Annotated in this window: 18 protein-coding genes and 2 pseudogenes; 10 read left to right on the top strand and 10 right to left on the bottom strand. The window is 71.5% G+C overall.

Going from position 1 to position 17,767, the window contains the following annotated elements:
• Together ACZ5WC_RS30380 and ACZ5WC_RS30375 are read left to right on the top strand one after the other, a co-directional pair.
• Positions 1–2,649, top strand: coding sequence for a thioester reductase domain-containing protein (locus ACZ5WC_RS30380; protein ID WP_468543817.1), 2,649 nt, complete (start codon positions 1–3; stop codon positions 2,647–2,649).
• Entirely contained in the window at positions 2,646–3,725 is a 1,080-nt protein-coding gene (locus ACZ5WC_RS30375) for an alpha/beta hydrolase (protein ID WP_468543816.1), read from the top strand. The genes ACZ5WC_RS30380 and ACZ5WC_RS30375 overlap by 4 nt, the downstream gene beginning before the upstream one ends.
• Before the next feature lie 157 nt (positions 3,726–3,882).
• Here the strand turns inward: ACZ5WC_RS30375 and ACZ5WC_RS30370 are convergent, their stop codons facing one another.
• Positions 3,883–4,776 (bottom strand): alpha/beta fold hydrolase, encoded by an 894-nt coding sequence (locus tag ACZ5WC_RS30370; RefSeq protein ID WP_468543815.1) that lies wholly within the window; start codon positions 4,774–4,776, stop codon positions 3,883–3,885.
• A gap of 98 nt (positions 4,777–4,874) precedes the next feature.
• On the opposite strand from ACZ5WC_RS30370, the gene ACZ5WC_RS30365 reads away from it, so the two are divergent.
• Positions 4,875–5,309, top strand: coding sequence for a hypothetical protein (locus ACZ5WC_RS30365; protein WP_468543814.1), 435 nt, complete (start codon positions 4,875–4,877; stop codon positions 5,307–5,309).
• A gap of 205 nt (positions 5,310–5,514) precedes the next feature.
• On the opposite strand, the gene ACZ5WC_RS30360 is transcribed toward ACZ5WC_RS30365, so the two are convergent.
• Entirely contained in the window at positions 5,515–6,480 is a 966-nt protein-coding gene (locus tag ACZ5WC_RS30360; RefSeq protein WP_468543813.1) for a MerR family transcriptional regulator, read from the bottom strand.
• Between the two features lie 92 nt (positions 6,481–6,572).
• On the opposite strand from ACZ5WC_RS30360, the pseudogene ACZ5WC_RS30355 reads away from it, so the two are divergent.
• Positions 6,573–8,146: pseudogene (locus ACZ5WC_RS30355) on the top strand (alpha/beta hydrolase).
• On the opposite strand, the gene ACZ5WC_RS30350 reads toward ACZ5WC_RS30355, so the two are convergent.
• Positions 8,136–8,546 (bottom strand): Ohr family peroxiredoxin, encoded by a 411-nt coding sequence (locus ACZ5WC_RS30350; RefSeq protein ID WP_311118225.1) that lies wholly within the window; start codon positions 8,544–8,546, stop codon positions 8,136–8,138. The pseudogene ACZ5WC_RS30355 and the gene ACZ5WC_RS30350 sit on opposite strands and share 11 nt — an antisense overlap.
• Positions 8,547–8,658: 112 nt before the next feature.
• Between ACZ5WC_RS30350 and ACZ5WC_RS30345 the strand changes: the two genes are divergently transcribed.
• Positions 8,659–9,186 (top strand): MarR family winged helix-turn-helix transcriptional regulator, encoded by a 528-nt coding sequence (locus ACZ5WC_RS30345; RefSeq protein WP_468543812.1) that lies wholly within the window; start codon positions 8,659–8,661, stop codon positions 9,184–9,186.
• A gap of 274 nt (positions 9,187–9,460) precedes the next feature.
• On the opposite strand, the gene thpR is transcribed toward ACZ5WC_RS30345, so the two are convergent.
• From thpR to ACZ5WC_RS30330, 3 genes are all read right to left on the bottom strand, one after another.
• A complete protein-coding gene (gene thpR / locus ACZ5WC_RS30340) occupies positions 9,461–10,081 on the bottom strand; it encodes an RNA 2',3'-cyclic phosphodiesterase (protein WP_468543811.1) in 621 nt (206 codons plus the stop codon).
• Between the two features lie 231 nt (positions 10,082–10,312).
• On the bottom strand, positions 10,313–10,690 hold the full coding sequence (locus ACZ5WC_RS30335; protein WP_468543810.1) for a hypothetical protein: 378 nt from the start codon (positions 10,688–10,690) through the stop codon (positions 10,313–10,315).
• Positions 10,691–11,084: 394 nt separating this feature from the next.
• The gene (locus ACZ5WC_RS30330) at positions 11,085–12,044 is read right to left on the bottom strand and encodes an alpha/beta hydrolase family protein (protein ID WP_468543809.1); all 960 of its coding nucleotides are present in this window, start codon (positions 12,042–12,044) and stop codon (positions 11,085–11,087) included.
• A gap of 169 nt (positions 12,045–12,213) precedes the next feature.
• Between ACZ5WC_RS30330 and ACZ5WC_RS30325 the strand changes: the two genes are divergently transcribed.
• Positions 12,214–12,810: a TetR/AcrR family transcriptional regulator gene (locus ACZ5WC_RS30325; RefSeq protein WP_468543808.1), complete on the top strand. Its 597-nt coding sequence runs from the start codon at positions 12,214–12,216 to the stop codon at positions 12,808–12,810.
• A gap of 246 nt (positions 12,811–13,056) precedes the next feature.
• Here the strand turns inward: ACZ5WC_RS30325 and ACZ5WC_RS30320 are convergent, their stop codons facing one another.
• Positions 13,057–13,290 carry a hypothetical protein gene (locus ACZ5WC_RS30320; protein WP_468543807.1) on the bottom strand — a complete coding sequence of 78 codons (234 nt, stop codon included), beginning with the start codon at positions 13,288–13,290 and terminating at the stop codon, positions 13,057–13,059.
• Between the two features lie 108 nt (positions 13,291–13,398).
• Positions 13,399–14,265: a GNAT family N-acetyltransferase gene (locus ACZ5WC_RS30315; RefSeq protein WP_468543806.1), complete on the bottom strand. Its 867-nt coding sequence runs from the start codon at positions 14,263–14,265 to the stop codon at positions 13,399–13,401.
• Positions 14,266–14,682: 417 nt separating this feature from the next.
• On the opposite strand from ACZ5WC_RS30315, the pseudogene ACZ5WC_RS30310 reads away from it, so the two are divergent.
• The 3 genes and pseudogenes from ACZ5WC_RS30310 to ACZ5WC_RS30300 form a co-directional block, all read left to right on the top strand.
• A pseudogene (locus ACZ5WC_RS30310) lies at positions 14,683–14,897 on the top strand (hypothetical protein); the annotation flags it as partial.
• A 76-nt stretch (positions 14,898–14,973) separates the two neighbouring features.
• Complete coding sequence (locus ACZ5WC_RS30305) at positions 14,974–15,111, top strand: hypothetical protein (protein ID WP_468543805.1); 138 nt, start codon at positions 14,974–14,976, stop codon at positions 15,109–15,111.
• A 141-nt stretch (positions 15,112–15,252) separates the two neighbouring features.
• Positions 15,253–15,594, top strand: coding sequence for a hypothetical protein (locus tag ACZ5WC_RS30300; RefSeq protein ID WP_468543804.1), 342 nt, complete (start codon positions 15,253–15,255; stop codon positions 15,592–15,594).
• Here ACZ5WC_RS30300 and ACZ5WC_RS30295 read toward each other — a convergent pair.
• The gene (locus ACZ5WC_RS30295; RefSeq protein ID WP_468543803.1) at positions 15,584–15,862 is read right to left on the bottom strand and encodes a hypothetical protein; all 279 of its coding nucleotides are present in this window, start codon (positions 15,860–15,862) and stop codon (positions 15,584–15,586) included. The two genes, ACZ5WC_RS30300 and ACZ5WC_RS30295, sit on opposite strands and share 11 nt — an antisense overlap.
• A gap of 102 nt (positions 15,863–15,964) precedes the next feature.
• On the opposite strand from ACZ5WC_RS30295, the gene ACZ5WC_RS30290 reads away from it, so the two are divergent.
• Positions 15,965–17,344 carry a serine/threonine-protein kinase gene (locus ACZ5WC_RS30290; protein ID WP_468543802.1) on the top strand — a complete coding sequence of 460 codons (1,380 nt, stop codon included), beginning with the start codon at positions 15,965–15,967 and terminating at the stop codon, positions 17,342–17,344.
• A gap of 150 nt (positions 17,345–17,494) precedes the next feature.
• Here the strand turns inward: ACZ5WC_RS30290 and ACZ5WC_RS30285 are convergent.
• On the bottom strand, positions 17,495–17,767 hold a 273-nt coding region (locus tag ACZ5WC_RS30285), incomplete at its 5' end, for a transposase (RefSeq protein ID WP_468543801.1).

Below are 17,767 nucleotides of genomic sequence, written 5' to 3'. Positions count from 1 at the left end.
ATGGGGGAACTGAACGAGGACGCGTCGGCCCGCCGCCCGGGCACCGGGCAGCAGCGGACCGGCGAGCGGGCCGAGCGTGGCGGAGGCCCGCTCAGCGTGGCCGACCTGCTGGCCAGAGTCAGACCTGGCGCACAACCGGCGGACGCGGCGGACCAGGCGGGCCAGGAGGACCCGGTGCAGTCTCCGGCGGTCGGCGGCACGGGGGAGACGGAGCGGCTGGCCGGAGCCATCACCGCCGAGGCGGCCCGTCTGCTGCCGGGCGCGGAGATGGCACCCGACACCGACTTCTTCGACGCGGGCGGTACGTCGGTCGACGCCGTGGCGCTCGTGGCGAAGCTGTCCCGGGACCTCGGCCTGGAGCTGAGCCTCGACGACGTGTTCGCCGACGCCCGGCCCCGCCGCCTGGCCGAACGAGCGCTCCGGACGAACGGAATCCGGCCGCAGGCCGAGCCGATGCGGCATGAGCGAGCGGGAGCGCAGTCGGCGGAGCGAGACGCACAGCCGGTACGGATACCGGCGGACGGAGCCGAACCGCCGACGTCCGGCGAAGCGTCGCCGGCGGTCCCGGCGGTCCCGGCGGACGGAGCCGAACCGCCGGTGTCCGGCGAAGCGTCGCTGCCGGTCCCGCCTGAGCGTGCCGCGCCACCGCCCTCGCCCGAGCGAGCCACCCTGCCCGTACCGGTGGAGCGGGCCAAGCTCCCTGTGCCTGCGCCCGTGCCTGCGTCCCCTGTGCCTGTGTCTGCGCCTGTGGCGGCGTCTGTGCCGCTCCCGGTGCAGACCAGGAACACCACCCTGCCCGCCCCCGCATCCGCGCCGCCCGGAGCCGACGAGGACCTGGAGCTGATCCTCGCCGACCTGGCCCGCGCCGACGACCTGCCCTGGGTGCGTCGGCCGGAGCCCGCCGTGCCCCGCACGGTCCTGCTGACCGGGGCGACCGGGTTCCTCGGTGGCCACATGCTGCTCGATCTGCTGCGGCACAGCGAAGCGCACGTGTACTGCCTGGTGCGGGCCGCCGACGAGGAGGAAGGCACCCGGCGCCTCGGCGAGGCGCTCAAGCGCTTCGCCCTGCCGTGGTCCGGGGAGATCCGCAGACGCGTGACGGTCCTGCCGGGGGACATCCGCCAACCGCACCTCGGGCTGCCGGACGAACGCTGGGAGGCGCTGGCCGAGGGACTGGACGCCGTGGTGAGCGTGGCCGCGGCGGTCGACTTCCTGCGCGGCTACCGGTCGTTGCGCGCCAGCAACGTGCTCGGACCGCTGACGCTCGCGGAACTGGCGGCCGCCGGGCGGCCCAAGCCCCTGCACCACATCTCCTCCATCGCGGTCTTCAACGAGGTCGGCATCGAGTCCATGGGCGAGGACGACCCCGTCGCCCACATCGACGCCCTGGTCGCCGGATACGACAAGTCGAAATGGGCCGCCGAGGCGGTCCTGCGGCGGGCCCGGGAGCACGGGCTGGCCGTCACGCTGCTGCGCCCGGGAGGCATCGGCGGCCACACCAGGACCGGGGCCAGCAATCCCCAGGACCTCAGCAGCGGCATGATGTCGGTGTTCAGCCGGTTCCGTACGGTCCCCGCGTTCAGGTTTCTCAACGCCGCCCCGGTGGACTGGGTGAGCCGGGTGGCGGTGGCCGCGATCTGCGAACCCGAAGCCTGGGGCCGGACCTACCACCTCAGCGGCACGCCGAACTCCCTGGCGGACGTCGTCCACGACATGCGTTTCGGCGGCATGAACGTACGCGTCCAGGACTGGGAGGAGTGGCGGAACGACGTCGTGGCCCGGCTCCGGGCCGACCCCGTCCCCGAACTCGCATTCCTGGCGAGGGTCCTGGCGAGCCCCACCGCCGCGAAGCTCTGCGAGGCCTCGTTGACGGCGCCCGCGGCCACCGCCGAGCGCACCGACGCGTTCGTGGCCGATCAGAGTCTGCCGGCCTCGACCCGCTACGGCATGCAGGAGCAGCTGAGGACCTTCGAGAAGCTGTCCCGGGACGGTCTCGCCCGGCTCCCGGCCCGCACCGACCAGCCCTATCTGTGGTTCCCCGAGACCATGGAAGGGGCTCTGGGCCCGGTCGGGGGCGCCGCACGCACCCCGTGCTCGGCGGCGTTCACCCTGTCCATCGCCGGTATGTACCAGCTGGCCGAGGAGCGCCGGGTGGACGTCCGCGGGGAGATCTCCTGCCCGCTGCTGCACCCGGACCCCCTGGTGGTCGAGCACGGCGACCTGTGGGTCCGCCCCGAGGACGGCATCCCGCTCGACCACGGCCTGCGGCACCCGCTGCTGCGCTACCGGCTGCGGCTGTGCGACGCCGACGGCGGCCGGTGGTGGCTGGAGGGCCGGAAGTTCGCCCGGGCGCGGCGCGACCTGTGGCGGCAGACACGCGCGTTGACCGTGGAGATCGGCCGCGAGGGCGAACCAGCCACGCTGCACGGCGAGATCGTCGTTCCCACCGACAGCTACCTCCGGGATCAGGTCGACGGCATCCGGGTCGATCCCCGCCTGTCCGGCCAGGAGAAGCGGCTCGCGAAGATGACCTGGCTCACCTGGTTCGGCCTGGAGATCGGCCGCGGGATGGCAGGCCCGTTCGCCCGGGTCGGCGCCGACCTGCTCGACCTGCGCCGGAACCCGACCCCGAGGGAGCGCAAGCGATGACCCTGCGGCCTTTGTACGCGCGCCTCGACGGAGCGCACATCGAGGAGACGCCCTTCCGGGCGGACGACGGACTGCGGCTGGGGCTCACCAGGGTCCGGCCCGGCGTCCGCGAGGACCGGCCCGCGGTGCTGCTCCTGCACGGCCACACCGCGTCCTCGGACATGTTCCTGCTGCCCGAGACCCGCAACATGGTCGAGGTCCTGCTCGACGAGGGCTACGAGCCGTGGCTGCTCGACTGGCGGGGCAGCTGCCGACTCCCGTGGAACGAGACCGGCCACCGGTACACGTACGACGACGTCGCCCTCTACGACATCCCCGCCGCGGTCAGGCACATCCGCCGGGAGATCGGCGGTCGGCCGCTGTTCGCCGTGGCCCACTGCATCGGCGCGCTCTCGCTGTCGATGAGCATGGCCGCCGGGCTGGTGCCGGGTCTCGCGGGCGTGGTGGCGCAAGGGGTGTTCCTGACGCCCAAGCTGGCCGGCCGGACGTCGCTGAAGATGACGATGGCGGGCGAACTGCTCCGGTCCCGCTTCGACCACATCCCGGTGGACTTCCGCAAGGTCGGATTCTGGTCGCGCTACACGCCGCTGTTCGCCCTGGCGTCCAGAGGCGCCGACTGCCCCGACCCCACCTGCCAGATCCTGTGCAACTCGGCCTGGGGCGTGGGCGCTTCGCTGTACGTGCACGACAATCTGCACGACACCACCCACGACCGGCTGGCCCAACTCCTCGGCCCGGCCCCGTTGTGGATCCTGCCGCATCTGCGACGGGTCGCCCTGGCCCGCAGCATGGTGCGCTGGCACCAGAACGACGACCGCTACCGGGCACTGCCCGAGAACGCCCTGGACCACGCCGACCGGATCGACTGCCCCGTGCTGCTGATCTCCGGCAGCGAGAACGGCATGTGGCTGGACTCCCAGAAGCTCTGCCACCAGGTCCTCACGGCCCGTCAGCCGCAACTGGACGTGCGGTACACGGAGATCCCCGGCTACGGCCACCTCGACGCGTTCATCGGACGGGGCGCCGCGCTGGACGTGTTCGGGCACATCCTGGAGTTCCTCGACGAACACAGGTGACGACGCGCGACTGGACCCCGGAGGCCGAGACCTCCGGGGTCCAGTTCGCGCGTAAGGCTGGGGAGACGGGAGACGGGAGACGGGGAAGAACGGGAGAAGCGAGAGGAAACGGGAGAAGCGGGTGCCGGGAGGTCCGGCACGCGCCGCCCGGGGCGTCTCACGGGGTCGCGGCAGCCTCGGTGCCCGCCTCGGCGGCCCGGTCCGGCCCCTGCGCGACGAAGTCCAGGACGGTCCGGACGACATCGGGGTCGCCCAGGATCCGGCGGTGCCCGAGGGTGCTCGTCACGACGAGCCGAGCCTGATCGCCGAACGCGCCGGCGAGCCGGTGCCCCTGTTCCACCAGGATCCTGGGGTCGTCCTCGTCGTGCACGACCAGGAGGGGCATGTCCAGGGCCGTGACCGCGTTCACCGCGGAGAACGGCCGCTCCTCGACCGGCAGGACGGAGAAGAGGTTCTCCCCGACGCGCTCGCGCAGCAGCGCCTTGAGCCGGGGGCGCAGCGGGACGGCGGCACAGAACTCCTCGATCAGATACTCGAAGTCGCAGACCCCGCTGATGGTGGCGATCCGCTTCGCCTTCACCCCGTGCGCGAGGGAGAAGATGGAGCCCAGGGCGCCGAGCGAGTGCGCGACCACGGCCTCGAACTCACCGTACTGCTCGTGGAGTTCGGTGAGGATGTGGCGGTACTCCAGGATGGTGGTGCTGCGGCCGCTCGCGTCGCCGTGACCGGGCGCGTCGAAGGTGATGACGCTGTAGCCGCGCTCCAGAAGCCCGGGAACGAAGTCGGCGAACCGCGAGCCGCGCGACTGCCAGCCGTGTACCAGGAGCACGGGCCTCTCGCCGTCGCCCCAGCGGTAGACCACCGCTGACTTGCCGCTGACCTTCAGCCGTGTGGTCTCCGCCGTGCCGAACAGCTCCCGTTCGCTCGTCCGCATCCTGCTCCGGGCGAGCGGCATGTGGAAAAGGGCGTAGGCGCCCGCGCCCGCAAGCCGCCCCGAGACTCGGGAGGCGATGTTGAGCGCGGTGCTGGCAAGTGCCTCGGTGCGGGCCATGCTCGGAACTCCTCGGTCGGCATCAGGAGCGTGATATGTTAGCACGAACGGACGTGCTTTTATAAGAGCCGCAGCCGGCCACTCACGAGGGGAACGCCATGTCGGCCACCATCTGGTTCACGCCATGGAAGCCCGGCCCGGCAGGGGATCCCGCGTCCGGCGGCTCAGTGGACGGCGAGGCCGTCGTGAGCGTCACCGAGTTCACCCCGCACCGCCCGTGGACCGCGCCGGGCGTCACCGTCGCGGGAATCGCCCTGCGGCAGGTCTGGCAGGACCTCGAAGGCGCGGTCGGCCTCTGGCTGTGGGCGGACCCCCATCTGCTGCGCCCGCGCTCGGGCTCGGTCTCCGTGTGGCGGGCCGAACGGGACCTCCACGCCTTCGTGGCACGTAAGGACCACGGGAGGATCATGCGCTCCTACCGGGACCGGGGGAGTATGCGCTCGACCACTTGGCGGACCGAGCACTTCGACCGGGACGCCACCGAGGAAGCCGCACGCTCGCTGCTCTCGGGCCGCTCCGCCTGGCCGGCCTGACACCTCGGCGGCTGAGAGGCCCTGTGAGGCTGAGGGCCTTCGTACGGATGGCGGCCGCGGGTTGCGTACGGCGGAGGGGCCCTTGTACGGATGGCGGCTGAGGGTCGCGAACGGCGGAGGGGCCCTGGTGCGGATGAACGGATGAGGTTCGCGTACGGCGGAGGGGGGCGCCGGAGCCCGACGTTCCGCCGATGGCGCGCCCGCCCTACCCGGCCGTCTCCTTCAGCTGTACGTCCAGGGCGTCGAGCAGCCAGTCGTGCGCGGACCCCGAAGTCGGTTCGGGGCGGCCGCCGGGAGCGCTGATCACCTCGGCGGTCAGCTCCCAGTACCGGTCGATGCGCGGATCGGCCGCGAGCCGGCCCGCCAGAACGCGACGGAAACCCGGACTGTCGTGGGTGCCGTACGTGCTCGCGTACGCGTCCACGAAACCGTCCAGCGCCTCACCGGGCGCAGGCTTGGCACCCCGCCGCATCTCCCCGCCCGCCAGCCCGTAGGCCTCGGCCAGCCCCGCGTACAGCACCGCCGACGCGCGGGCCCCCGCGCCGCGGTGCGCCCGGGGCTGGCAGGGGCCGCTGCCACGGTCCCCGCACGGACGGGTCACGAAGGCGTGCAGCCGGGCGAAGGCGAGGACCTGCGCAGGCCGGGGGTCCTCGGGCGGCTGCGGCACCGCCGCCTCCAGAAACGCGCTGACGGACCGGGCGGGCATCCGGGGCGGCAGCCACGCACGCCAGAAACGGGCCAGGGACGCGGTGCTCGGCGGGGCGGCGACCGCCCCCACCAGCCGCAGCCGGGCGGCCCGTTCGGCGGCCGGGCACTCCTGCACCAGCCGGAGCGCGGCCTCCCGCCAGCGCAACGCCGCGAGCTCGGAGCCCAGGGCGCGCAGCCGACCGGCCACGGCGTCCTCCAGAGCGCTCCCCGCCCCGACCCGTTCAGCCTGCTGTCCGTCAAGGATGCGGCGCACGTCGGGAAGCGGCAGGTCGAGGCCGCGCAGGGAGCGGATCATGCTCAGCCGGTCCACGGCCTCCGGGGCGTACCTGCGGTGCCCGCCCGCACTGCGGGACGCTTCCGGCAGCAGTCCGCTGTCCGAATAGAAACGGACGGTCTTGACGCTGACGCCCGCGTGCTCGGCCAGTTCACCGATGGTGCACAGGCCGTCGTACGACGAGAACACTTGAACCTCCCTCAGGGGGAGTTCCTACGGTACCGGCGAGCGCTGCCGGAGATCGGGCCGGTATGCGGGAGACAGCGTGACGAGGAGGGGCCATGGCCGTATTCATCCTGGTGGCAGGGGCTTTCACCGGCCCGTACGTATGGCGGGACACAGCCGCGCGACTGGCCGCGGACGGCGCCGAGGTGCACACGGTGGCGCTTACCGGACTGGGCAGGCGCCCCGAGGATCCCGGCGCGGTCGTCAACCTGGAGACCCATGTCGTGGACGTGCTGGCGGTGATCGACGCAGTGGAAGCGAAGGCGGATGCGGAGGCGGATACGGATAAGGAGGCCCGGGAGGGAGCGGAGCCGGGCCGGGAGATCGTCCTCGTCGGTCACGACTACGGCATCCACCCCGTGCTGGGCGCGGCCGACCGGCGCCCGCGGTCGATCGCCCGGATCGTCCACCTGGACGCGGGGATGCCGCAGGACGGCGTCCCGGCGCTGGCCGCCGTACCCGACGGGCGCCTGCGCGAGGAACTGGCCGGGGGCGGAGGTCGATCGACCGGTGAGCTGCCGCCCCCGGCCCGGGACGATTGGTCGCGCTGGGGGAGCACCGCGGGGCTCTCCGAAGCGGCGCTCGACGGGCTGACCGCCCTCGCGGCTCCGCAGCCGCTGGGCACGCTGCTCCAGCCGATGAGACTCACCGGAGCCGTGGCGGCAGTGCCCGTGACCGGCGTGCTGTGCACCGGCAACGGACCGGGAATCGAGATGCTCCAGATGAGGGTGGACCTCGGCGAACCGGCCCTCCAGGCGCTGGCCGGGCCACGGGTGACCTTCTTCGAACTCCCCACGGGTCACTGGCCGATGCTGTCCTGCCCGACGCGGCTTGCAGAGGTTCTCGCGGAGGCGGCGGCGGGCGGGGGCCACCGGCTGACCACCGCCGACGCCGCCCGCCCGCCCATCTGCGCCCGTTCCTCCTCGACGTACCCGAACGCCCCCGCGAACGGACCGGGAACACCGACCTCTACCTGCCGGACGGCCCGGGGCCGCACCCTGCCGTGGTGTTCGTGCATGGTGGCCCGGTGCCCGCCGAGGCGCGGCCCACCCCTCGGGACTGGCCGACCCTGAAGGGGTACGCACGCCACGTCGCCGGGCTGGGAGCCGTGGGGGTGACGCTCGACCACCGTCTGCACGCGGTGACCGACTACGAGCGGGCGGCCGCGGACGTGGCCGACGCGGTGGAGCGGGTGCGGGCCGACCCCCGGGTGGACGCGGACCGGCTCGCCCTGTGGTTCTTCTCCGGCGGGGGCCCGCTGGTCGCGGAATGGCTGACGGCGCGTCCGGCATGGCTGCGCTGCGTGGCGGCGAACTATCCGATCCTGTCGCCGCTGCCGGGCTGGGGGCTGGCGGAGCCCCGCTTCCATCCGGTCCGGGCGGTGGCCCATGCCGGGCAGCTGCCGGTGGTGCTGGTCCGAGCGGGACGCGAGAGCGCCGTGATCGCCGCGACGGTCGAGGAGTTCCTGAAGGAGGCCGAGCGCTGCGGGGCCAACGTCGAGGTCATCGACGTGCCGCAGGGTCGTCACGGCTTCGAGACGCTCGACCCGGCCGACGACGACGCTCGCAAGGCCGTGCACCGCGCCGTGGCCGCGGTGCTGGCCCGCCTGACGGCTACGGCTACTCGATGACCAGCTCGACGTCGATGTTGCCCCGCGTGGCCTTGGAGTAGGGGCAGTAGGCGTGGGTGGCCTCGACCAGCTTCTGGCCGGCCTCGCCCGCGAGGGAGTCCGGCAGCTCCACGCGCATGACGACCGCGAGGCCGAAGCCGTCGCCGTCCTTGCCGATGGAGACCTCGGCGGTCACGGAGGCGTCCTTGGTGTCGACCTTCAGCTCGCGCCCGACCGCCGCCATCGCGCTGGCGAAACAGGCCGCGTAACCGGCGGCGAAGAGCTGCTCGGGGTTGGTGCCCTTGCCGTTGCCGCCGAGGGCCGGGGGCAGGGCGAGGGGCAGGTCGATCTGGCCGTCCGAGCTCACGGCCCGGCCCTCGCGGCCGTTGGCGGTGGCGGCGGCGGTGTACAACGCGTCCATGGGTGACCCTCCTCTGGAGCTGCGACCGGAGTGATCGCGGCGACTGCCATAAAGATTGCACACAACTCAGTTGTGTGCAACTGACTGGCGTGGTCGGCGGTACGCTGGTTCCATGACCGCTGCCCCGAAGGCGCCCGCTACCGCGAAGGCCTCGACTCCCGACCCCTCCGACGTCCCCGACCTCTCGGCGGTCCCTGACGCGGAACTGCTGCGACTGGACCACCAGGTCTGCTTCTCGCTGCATGCCGCGTCACGTGCGTTCGGCGGCTTCTACCGGCAGGCGCTCAAGGACCTCGGCCTCACCTACTCGCAGTACCTGGTGATGCTGGTCCTGTGGGAGGAGGGCCCGCAGCCGGTCAAGGCCATCGGGGAGCGGCTGCACCTGGATTCCGGGACGCTCTCGCCGCTGCTGAAGCGACTGGAGGCGGCCGGACTGGTCCGGCGCGAACGCAGCCGTGAGGACGAACGCTCCGTCCTGATCGACCTCACCGAAGACGGCACGCAACTGCGTGACCGGGCCCTGCCCGTGCCCCGGGGCGTGCTCGCCGCCACCGGCCTGTCGGTGGAGGAGGTGCTCGGACTGCAGGAGGTACTGGGCCGTCTCACGGCGACTCTCGGGAAGGCCGCCGACGCCTACTGAGCGACCGCGGCGCGGATCGCTGGGAGAGCGAGGGCACGCGGGAGGCTCTCGTCGCAGGTCGCGGTGGGCTGTTGGCGCGGTTCCCACGCGACATGCCCGTCCAGGTACGTACGTGGGGGCCCGCCCAAGAACACGGTCGCCATGGTCGGTCTTCGTTGCGCCGACGCGATGAGCGAGGTGCGGCAGGCGTATCGATGGATCACCGACCACCGGACGGCCTGGAACGAGCCTCGCCCTGACGGCGCACCCCGGGACCGCCAGGCGAAGGCCGCCTTCAGGTGCTGTGGCCGAGGTCCCAGGTGGTGATGGTCCGGTAGTGGATGGGCCCGGGGCCGCGGCCGGTGTTGCTCCCGACCAGGTGGAGGTGCCCGGCCTGCCAGGTGTGGCCGGAGAACGAGGTGAGCGTGGCGGCGGCTTCGACGGCGGTGGTGTGGTCGCCCCGGCGGGAGCGGGCGAGGGTGAGGTGGGGTCGGAGCGGCCGCTCGGGGAAGCGGACGCCGCAGCCCCTGACAGCCGCGCGTACGTCGTCGGCGAGCCGGTGGAGCTCTTCGAGTTCCCCGGTGATCCCGCTCCACAGGACCCGCTGGTCGAAGTGACCGCCGCCGTGCATCGCGAGTCGTAGCGGCTGGTGCTGTGCGGCCAGTCGGGCGAGCGGAGGCATGAGGGGCGGAACGGCGGTGACGGGGACCTCGCCGAGGAAGGCCAGGGTGATGTGCCAGTCCTCGACGCGGTTCCACCGCATGCGGGGGTAGGCGTCGCAGGCCGGGCGCAAGGCCTGTGCCAGCTCGTCCTTCGCGTCGTCGGGCGGGGCGAGCGCGAGGAACACGCGGGTTGTCGAGGTCCGGGCATGGACGTCTGAAGGGGGGCCGGCCGGGGCGTCGGGCGGTTGGTTCACCTGCCGTACCGTACGTGCCGACCGTCCCGGGCGGTCGTGCGGGTGGTGGCGGTGCGCGACGCGATCATGGACGTCAGCTTCCTCAGGGCAGGACAGGACAGGGCAGGGCAGGACAGGACAGGACGGCGCAGGGCAGGGGCGGGTCACGTCAGGCCGCGGCGCGATGGGTCCGGCGTGCGACTGGCGGAAGGGGCTGCCCGTGCTGCCTCGCGGCGAGCTGGCGGCGTGGGGCTACCGGCGGGTCACCCGGTAGATGCCGTAGGTGAGGGCGAGGATGAAGTCCACGGCCACCCAGAGCCCCACAATGAACCCGACGCCGATGGCGGCACCGACGTCATGGGCGTCCTCGCACAGTTGCAGGTCGTCGCCGGTGAGGCCTTGGCATTCGGCCGGTGTTCCGCTGACCGCGGCCATACCGGTGACGATCCAGACGATGAAGAGGATCTGGACGGCCAGAAAGACCCAGAAGAAGACGCGGCGCTTCCTCCGGCTGGGCGGGGCTGCTCCCGGGGGCGCCGGGCCGCCTGGAGGCGCGCCTTGTTCCCAGTGGGGGGATGGAGGCGGTTCGGGCTCGGGCTCGCCACCCCAGCGTCGCTGTGCCGGGTCCATGATCGGCCTTCCGCGGATCTCACTTCCATGGTGCGCCTGGATCCTTCGCCCGGCCTCCGGGGGAGCACGGGCGGTGACCGGCTGACGGTGATCAGCCGCACTCCGAAGCCGAGCGACGGGACGCCCCACCGCCCGTACCATGGCCCCCGCCCGGTGGGGGTCGGGTGGGCGGTCACCCGACCCGTGTTGTTCACTCACGGACTCGGCCTTGAGCCCGAGTCGTACGCCCCGTACCTGGACGTCGACTTCAGCCCGCTTCGGGGAGACGATCCGGCGCCCGGCACGGACGGCTGCGGCCAGGCGGCTTGATCACGGAGAGGGCCCGGTCTCGCCGGGCGGCATCAGCTGACCGGCGAGACCGGGCCCTGACAGCGTCGCGGGGGTGGTGTTGGCTCTACTTGGATTCGATTCGGCCGAGCGGTTTGGGGTCGGCCGTCAGCGCGTCACGGGCCGCTTGCCAGGCAGAGTCCGCGGGGTAGAGCTGGGTACGGAGGTAGGCCCAGGTGAGCCGTCCGATCGCGGCGACTCGCTCGGGATTCTCGTCCGTGGTCTCGGCGACGTCGTATCCGGAGACCCCGCCGAGCCCGTGCTCCGCGTCGAACAGGGTGAGCAGGGCCTTGGGGCCCGGGGCCAGGACGTAGGGATCGGTGTGCCAGTCCGGGCCCTGGACCGTCAGGAAAGCGGAGTCGTCCTTGTCGCCGGCGACCACGAGCGCGGGCGTGGTCATCTCGGAGAGGTCCGTGGTCAGGAGGAACGAGTAGTTCTCGACCGTGAACTCGGTGAGGGCGTCGCCGCCCCGCCCGGGTGCGGCCAGCAGCACACCCGCTTTGATCCGGGGCTCGGCCAGGTTCACTTCCGTTCCGTCGTGGGGGTCGGTGAGCCGGGCACCCAGGAGCAGGCTCGCGGTGTGCCCGCCCATCGAATGCCCGGCAACGGCGACCTTGCTCCGGTCCAGGCGCCCGGCGAGCTGGGGGACGGCGGCCTCGACCACGTCGAGCTGGTCGAGGATGCGCGTCATGTCCTCGGCCCGTGAGCGCCAGTGCGGGGGCGCGCCAGGGGTGTCGGGATTCAGGCTCAGTGTCCTGGAGTCCAGATGGGTGGGCTGGATGACGGCGAAGCCGTGCGCCGCCCAGAAGTTGGCGAGGGGGGCGTAGCCGTTCAGCGAGGAGAGATTGTTCGAGAAGCCGAGGCCGTGCGAGAGGAGGATGACCGGCAGCCCGGTCCCGGTCACCGGGGCGGAGACGCGCACGTGAAGGTCCACGGCTCGGCCGGGAGCCGGTAGGACGACCGGGCTGACCGAGAGGACTGGAGTGGGCGAGCTGAAGGTGTCGGCCAGGTAAGTCGATTCACTCATCACGCATATTTCCCTTCAATGGCCTCTGCCGCGTCGGCTCATGCAGCCGGGCAGCGGGCGAGACAGGGGCAGAGGTGCCCTGCTTCAGCTATTCTGAAGCGGAGCGTCGTTCCGTTTAATATACGGAACAGCGTTCCGTTTCGTCAATGGCGGCCGGAAGGAGAACGTGGTGGCCACTACAGGCCAGTCCAGGGGGGTGTCGGCGCGCAGCAAGCGGGCCGACGCGGTGCGCAACCAGCAGACGCTGCTCGAAGCTGCCGCCGAGGTGTTCGTCAGCTCCGGCGTCGACGCGCCCATCCGGGAGATCGCGGCCAGGGCCGGCGTCGGGATGGGAACGATCTACCGACACTTCCCGACGCGCGCGGATCTCGTCATCGCCGTCTACCGCCACCAGGTCGAAGCCTGTGCCGAGGCCGGTCCGCACCTGCTCGCCAGTGCCGGCTCCCCGCTCGCGGCGCTCCGCCAATGGGTCGACCTCTTCGTCGACTTCCTGGTCACCAAGCACGGACTCGCGGGAGCGCTGCAATCGGACAGCGGCGGCTTCGACGCACTCCACACCTACTTCCTCGACCGCCTGGTGCCCGTCTGCACGCAACTGCTCGACGCCGCAGCCGACGCCGACGAGATCAATCCCGGTACGCAGGCCTACGAACTGATGCGCGGCATCGGCAACCTCTGCATCGGGCACGACAGCGACCCCCGCTACGACCCCCGCCGATTGATCGACCTGCTCCTCCAAGGGCTGCGGCGACCGCAGTCCCCTTGAAGGGGACTGTTCTACCGAGACCGTGGCCAGTTCGCGGTTGGTCAGCACCGGCAGGGCCCTGACCGGGGCGGTTGCCGACTTCGGATCGGTGCGGTCCTTGGTGAGGACGCGCCCCGGTCCTTCAGGTGGGCGAAGCCGTGCTCGCCCGGGGTGCGGACTGTGCCCAGCACGGTGTTCGACAGTTTCTGGTCGGCGGCCAGGGGCCCGTCGTCAGGGGGCGGTTGCGGGCGACCTCGTGGCCGGTGATCACGGCCGGTCGGGGTCCGGGTCGTGGTTGTCGTCGAGGCCGATGAACCCCGGTTTGGCGATGGCGCCGAGGCCGGTCGCGCGCAGATGGGCGGTGAGGTTGTCGTGCCGACAGGTGGTGACTTCCGAGGTGCGTCCGGGCCGGGCCGGGGAGAGCCGGAGGAGTCGGCCACGATCGTCGGGGAGCTCCGCGCGGCGCGTGGTGATCCGCTCATGCACCCCGGGGTCCGCCATGCGCCGGGTCGTACCACCGCAACCCGAGAGGGCGGAACAGAAACCGGAAACCCGCACCTGCCAGACCATCCACGCCCCAGGCTGCCGCCCAACCGAGCAGCACCGGCGTCAGGCCGTCCGGATCCGGTCCCGCACCTCCGGCCACACCTCGAACCCGGCCGCCTTGTACGTGGCGACGCCGCCGACGTTGGAACTCGGCGTGCACACGCGTACGCTCGACGAGCCCATCTCCCGCAGCGCGGCCGCCCCGGCCAAGGTGATCGCCCGGCCGTAGCCGCGACCACGGTGGTCCTCGTGGACGCCCATCGGCTCGACCAGCCCCGGCTTCCCCGGGCCGGCCGACCACACCGTCACCACCGCCGCCACGTTTCCCTGGTCGTCGTAGGCGCCCAGGCAGCGGGCGTCGGCGTAGAACGGTCCCGCCGACATCGCGTGCCAGTACTCGCGCGTAGGCCGCGAGGTGTTGAACGCCGACCGCAGGACGTCAGCGAAGTCCTGCGCCTGCTCCGGGCCGATCGACTTGATCCGCACGCCGGGGCCCTCCACCGGCTCGGTGAGGTCGCGGAAGAGCGGCGTCCACGGCTCGTCGACGCCCCAGCCCTCCTTGCTCAGCAAATCGTGGACCAGCAGTCTCAGCGGAGCCTCGACGGACACCGCTCCTTCCGGCAGCACGCCGCGCTCAGGGAGCGAGAAGTCCTCGACAAGCCGCCCCGCCAAGTCCTCGTCCTGGTATGCGTCCGGAGCGACCGTCATCCGCACCAGCGTCGGCGAGTCGAGCATCCCGACCGCGAGAATCCGCCCGTCCCGACTCCAGGTCCGAATCGCCGCGGCCGTCCCGGCCGTTCCGAACCGGTAGTTCCAGCCGATGTCCCCGGAATGCAACTGCATCGGCGCTTCGTCGTACTGCCACTCCCGCAGCGAGGCCATGGCCTCGCGTACCCCGTCGACGGTCGGCGTACCCAGCACAATCGTCATAGCCGGGATCAGACACTCCATACCGAAGGTCCGCAACCGATTAACCGGGCGGTCCGCTGCTCCCGCAGTGGACCGACCAACAGCTTCTGCTCCCGCAATAGCCCAGCAGCCTTCCGCGCCCCCATTCCGCGCGGCGCGCGGTGATCCGCTCATGCACCTCGGGGTCCGCCATACGCCAGAGCGTACGAACGTAACCCGAGACGGCAGGCGAGAAGTCGCAGAACCCGCACCCGCTGCCAGACGATCCACACCCCAGACTGCCGCCCACGACCAGCACGAGTACGCCAAGGACAACGCACGCCAAAACCGTGACCAGCACCTTCACGATGCACACCGCTCCAGTGGCGGTGTCACCTCTGGGGGTGCGCCAGGCCGCTTCCCGCCTGTAGGGACTGTAAAACGTTCGGGGTAATTCCCGACGGCTGGTACCAGCGGCTGCGCGACGCCTGCCTCGCCACGAAGGCCGGCCTCGGCGTCGCCGCCGATCTCGCCCCAGCCGACTTCCTCGCCGCAACGGACGGCTACAAGAACCGAGACCGGAGTTGACCATCGTCGTCTCGACGGTCAAGGCGACGGTGAAGGGCGGGTCGGGCCAGCTGAGCGAACGGCCCCGGGGAGAGGGGCGGCGGCCGCTCGCCAGCACGCTTCCGAACACCAGGAACGCCCGATGCGAGCAAGATCGTCAGTGGGGCCGCTGAGTATGGCGTGATGACTCACGCCATACCCGTGCCGCTGCCGTCCGTGCTCGTTGACCACCACGCCAAGGAGCGCACAGCCCTCAAACGGCAGTGGCAGCCGACGAACTGGCACTGGGTCGACAGCACGGCCGAACTTCACCGCCTCTGAAGTGCACAGCGCGGTTGGCGGCCCGGGCCACGGGATGCCGCTCTGGCACACCTTCGTCGCCCCCTTCCCCCCCCGGAGCCCGCCGAGCAGGAGTTCCTCCAGCAGGTCCAGGAGTGGGCCCAGCGCGAGAGCGTTCACCAGATGGAGCGGAGCAGCAAGCCCCAGACCCTCGGCTACAGCCTCAACGACTCCCCGGCCGGCCTGGCCGCATGGGTCTTCGAGAAGTACGAGTCCTGGTCCGACGGGGACGCCACGACCGCACTGGGCACCGACGCCATCCTGGACAGCCTCACCCTGTACTGGGTGACCCACACCGGACCCACCTCGGTGCGCTGCGACTACTTCGAGAACTTCACCACCGTCTCGGGGAGATCCTCTGCCAGCCCCCGGCCACCGTGCCCGCACGCCTACGACAGGCATGACAACCGGCAGGCCACCATCGACGCCTACGGCACCGAGACCATTCCCGCGATCAACGCCTGATGTGGGCCGTCGAACCTTCGTGCGACCACCAGGACGTGGTGCCGGTACCGAAGTCAGCAGCGAGCGAGTTCCGCCGGTCGCTGTCCGCTGCTGCCGGTGCGCCTTCTGAGATCCGGTCCATGGTGGACCCCGAGACCCTGGAGCGGGCGCCTGCACCGATGCACCGTACGGCGGCTTCCTCGCCGTCGGCCCATGCGCGAGCGGCGGCCCGGAAGCGGTAGACCCACTCCTCGGCCACCTTGGTCTCTGTGAGGGAGACGGGGGACAAGGGCGCTTGGCTCGGGTGTCGGTGCCTCGGAAGTTGACGGTCCCCTTTGGGAGGTGATCGAGCACCGTTTCGCCCCGGTTGTCGTACGGCTAGTGTGGCGCCGTGACAGCAGTGAGCGGGGGAACAGTCGGGGGCCGTTACCAGCTGGTGGAGCTGATCGGCCAGGGGGGTATGGGCCGGGTGTGGCGGGGGCGGGACCAAGCCCTTGAGCGGGACGTGGCGGTCAAGGAGGTTCTGCTCCCACCGGGCATCGCGGGCGCAGAACGGGACCAGTTCCTGGAGCGCATGCTGCGCGAGGCACGTGCCGCCGCGCGGCTCAACCATCCCGGCATCATCACCGTGCACGACGTGGTCGAGCACGAGGGCGCTCCGGTCATCGTCATGGAGTACGTCACCGGAATCTCGCTGGGCGGACTGATCGAGCGGGACGGCCCGCTGCCGATGCGGCGGGTCGCCGAGATCGGTGCGGCGATGGTGAAGGCCCTGAGGGTGGCCCATGCGGCCGGCATCATTCACCGTGATCTCAAGCCGGACAACGTCCTGTTGATGGGTGACCGGGTGATCATCACCGACTTCGGCATCGCGCACGTGGCCGACGCGACCACGGCGCTCACCCGCACCGGCGGGATCATCGGCACCCCCGCCTACATGGCCCCCGAGCAACTGGAGGGAAGGCCGCCGACCCCCGCCAACGACCTGTGGTCGCTCGGCGCGACGCTCTATTGCGCGGTCGAGGGCGAGACGGCGTTCAGCGCGGACACGTTCAGCGCTCTCTGCGTCGCAGTCGCCGTCAAGGAGCCGCGCCCAGCAGTCCGGGCGGGCGCGCTCGGGCCGGTGCTTGCCGCGCTGCTGACCAAGGACCCGGGCGGGCGAGCCACCGCAGAGCGGGCACTCACGGCACTGGAACGGGTCGCTCGCAGGGGGGTGGCTGTGCCGACGCCGACCGAGGTGGATCCAGCGCTGCAGTCGGTCCCTGGCGGACACGGTGTGGCCTACCCGACGCCACCGTCGCAGGTGCTGCCGCAGGACGCGCCGCCCGGCGACGGTCTGCACGCACAGCCGACGGCACCGGCTCCGCGGGGTGGCTCCGAGCCTGACGGGCAGGCCGGGGCGCGATGGGGCGGTGGCCTTGTCGTGGCGGTGCTGGTGCGCTTCATCGGCTGCGCGGTGGCCCTGGCGTTGACGGGGATCTGGAAGCAGTGGCAACTCGGCCTCGCCGACCACGTGGTCCTGGCCACTGTCAGTACCGTTGGCCTGGTCTCTCTGGTCAACGCTGTGCCGCTGCCCCGTTGGCACCCGGCCGTGGCCTGGGCGGTCTTCACCGTCGCGCTCAATCCGGTCCTGTTCTTCGTCGTCGGGGAGTTCCTCCTGCCCGCGTTCACCGATCCCATCGGCACCGGCTTCAGCCCCCGCAACATGCTGATCATGGGCACTGTGTCCTGGCTCCTGTGGTGGCAGGTCCCCAGCGGCCGCCGCACCTGACGGGACATCGAGACGACCTTGGAGGGTCGTCGGGCCAGTCGTATTGCGCCCTCAAGCCCTGCTCCGCGACCACGGCGACATCGAGGCACCGAACGGCAGCGGTGCCCTCAGTTCTACAACCACCAGCTCTGCGCGCACTAAGAAGTCATCTCATTTGGTGAGTCGGCGGTAGCAGATGAGAGTGCAGGCGATGCTGGTGAAGGCGAGGAAGTGGTTGGCTTTGCGTTCGTAGCGGCGGTGGAGTCGTTGGCAGCCGGCGAGCCAGGACATGGTGCGCTCCACGGTCCAGCGGTGGCGGCCCAGCCGTTGCGAGGACTCGATTCCCTTACGGGCGATGCGGTGGGTGATGCCGCGTTCGCGTAACCATCGTCGCAGGTGGGCGTAGTCGTAGCCCTTGTCGGCGTGGAGTTTGCCGGGCTTGCG

The organism is Streptomyces sp. NPDC033165, assembly GCF_055577965.1.
This window is presented reverse-complemented; position numbering and strand designations above follow the sequence as displayed.

Bases quoted from the DNA above. Each gene is read 5' to 3' on its own strand.
- ACZ5WC_RS30370 (WP_468543815.1), bottom strand. From the start codon at position 4,776: ATGGCCCGCACCGAGGCACTTGCCAGCACCGCGCTCAACATCGCCTCC.
- ACZ5WC_RS30365 (WP_468543814.1), top strand. From the start codon at position 4,875: ATGTCGGCCACCATCTGGTTCACGCCATGGAAGCCCGGCCCGGCAGGG.
- ACZ5WC_RS30300 (WP_468543804.1), top strand. From the start codon at position 15,253: ATGGAGCGGAGCAGCAAGCCCCAGACCCTCGGCTACAGCCTCAACGAC.
- ACZ5WC_RS30315 (WP_468543806.1), bottom strand. From the start codon at position 14,265: ATGACGATTGTGCTGGGTACGCCGACCGTCGACGGGGTACGCGAGGCC.
- ACZ5WC_RS30350 (WP_311118225.1), bottom strand. From the start codon at position 8,546: ATGGACGCGTTGTACACCGCCGCCGCCACCGCCAACGGCCGCGAGGGC.
- ACZ5WC_RS30320 (WP_468543807.1), bottom strand. From the start codon at position 13,290: ATGGCGGACCCCGGGGTGCATGAGCGGATCACCACGCGCCGCGCGGAG.
- ACZ5WC_RS30345 (WP_468543812.1), top strand. From the start codon at position 8,659: ATGACCGCTGCCCCGAAGGCGCCCGCTACCGCGAAGGCCTCGACTCCC.
- ACZ5WC_RS30305 (WP_468543805.1), top strand. From the start codon at position 14,974: ATGACTCACGCCATACCCGTGCCGCTGCCGTCCGTGCTCGTTGACCAC.
- ACZ5WC_RS30380 (WP_468543817.1), top strand. From the start codon at position 1: ATGGGGGAACTGAACGAGGACGCGTCGGCCCGCCGCCCGGGCACCGGG.
- ACZ5WC_RS30375 (WP_468543816.1), top strand. From the start codon at position 2,646: ATGACCCTGCGGCCTTTGTACGCGCGCCTCGACGGAGCGCACATCGAG.
- ACZ5WC_RS30330 (WP_468543809.1), bottom strand. From the start codon at position 12,044: ATGAGTGAATCGACTTACCTGGCCGACACCTTCAGCTCGCCCACTCCA.
- ACZ5WC_RS30335 (WP_468543810.1), bottom strand. From the start codon at position 10,690: ATGGACCCGGCACAGCGACGCTGGGGTGGCGAGCCCGAGCCCGAACCG.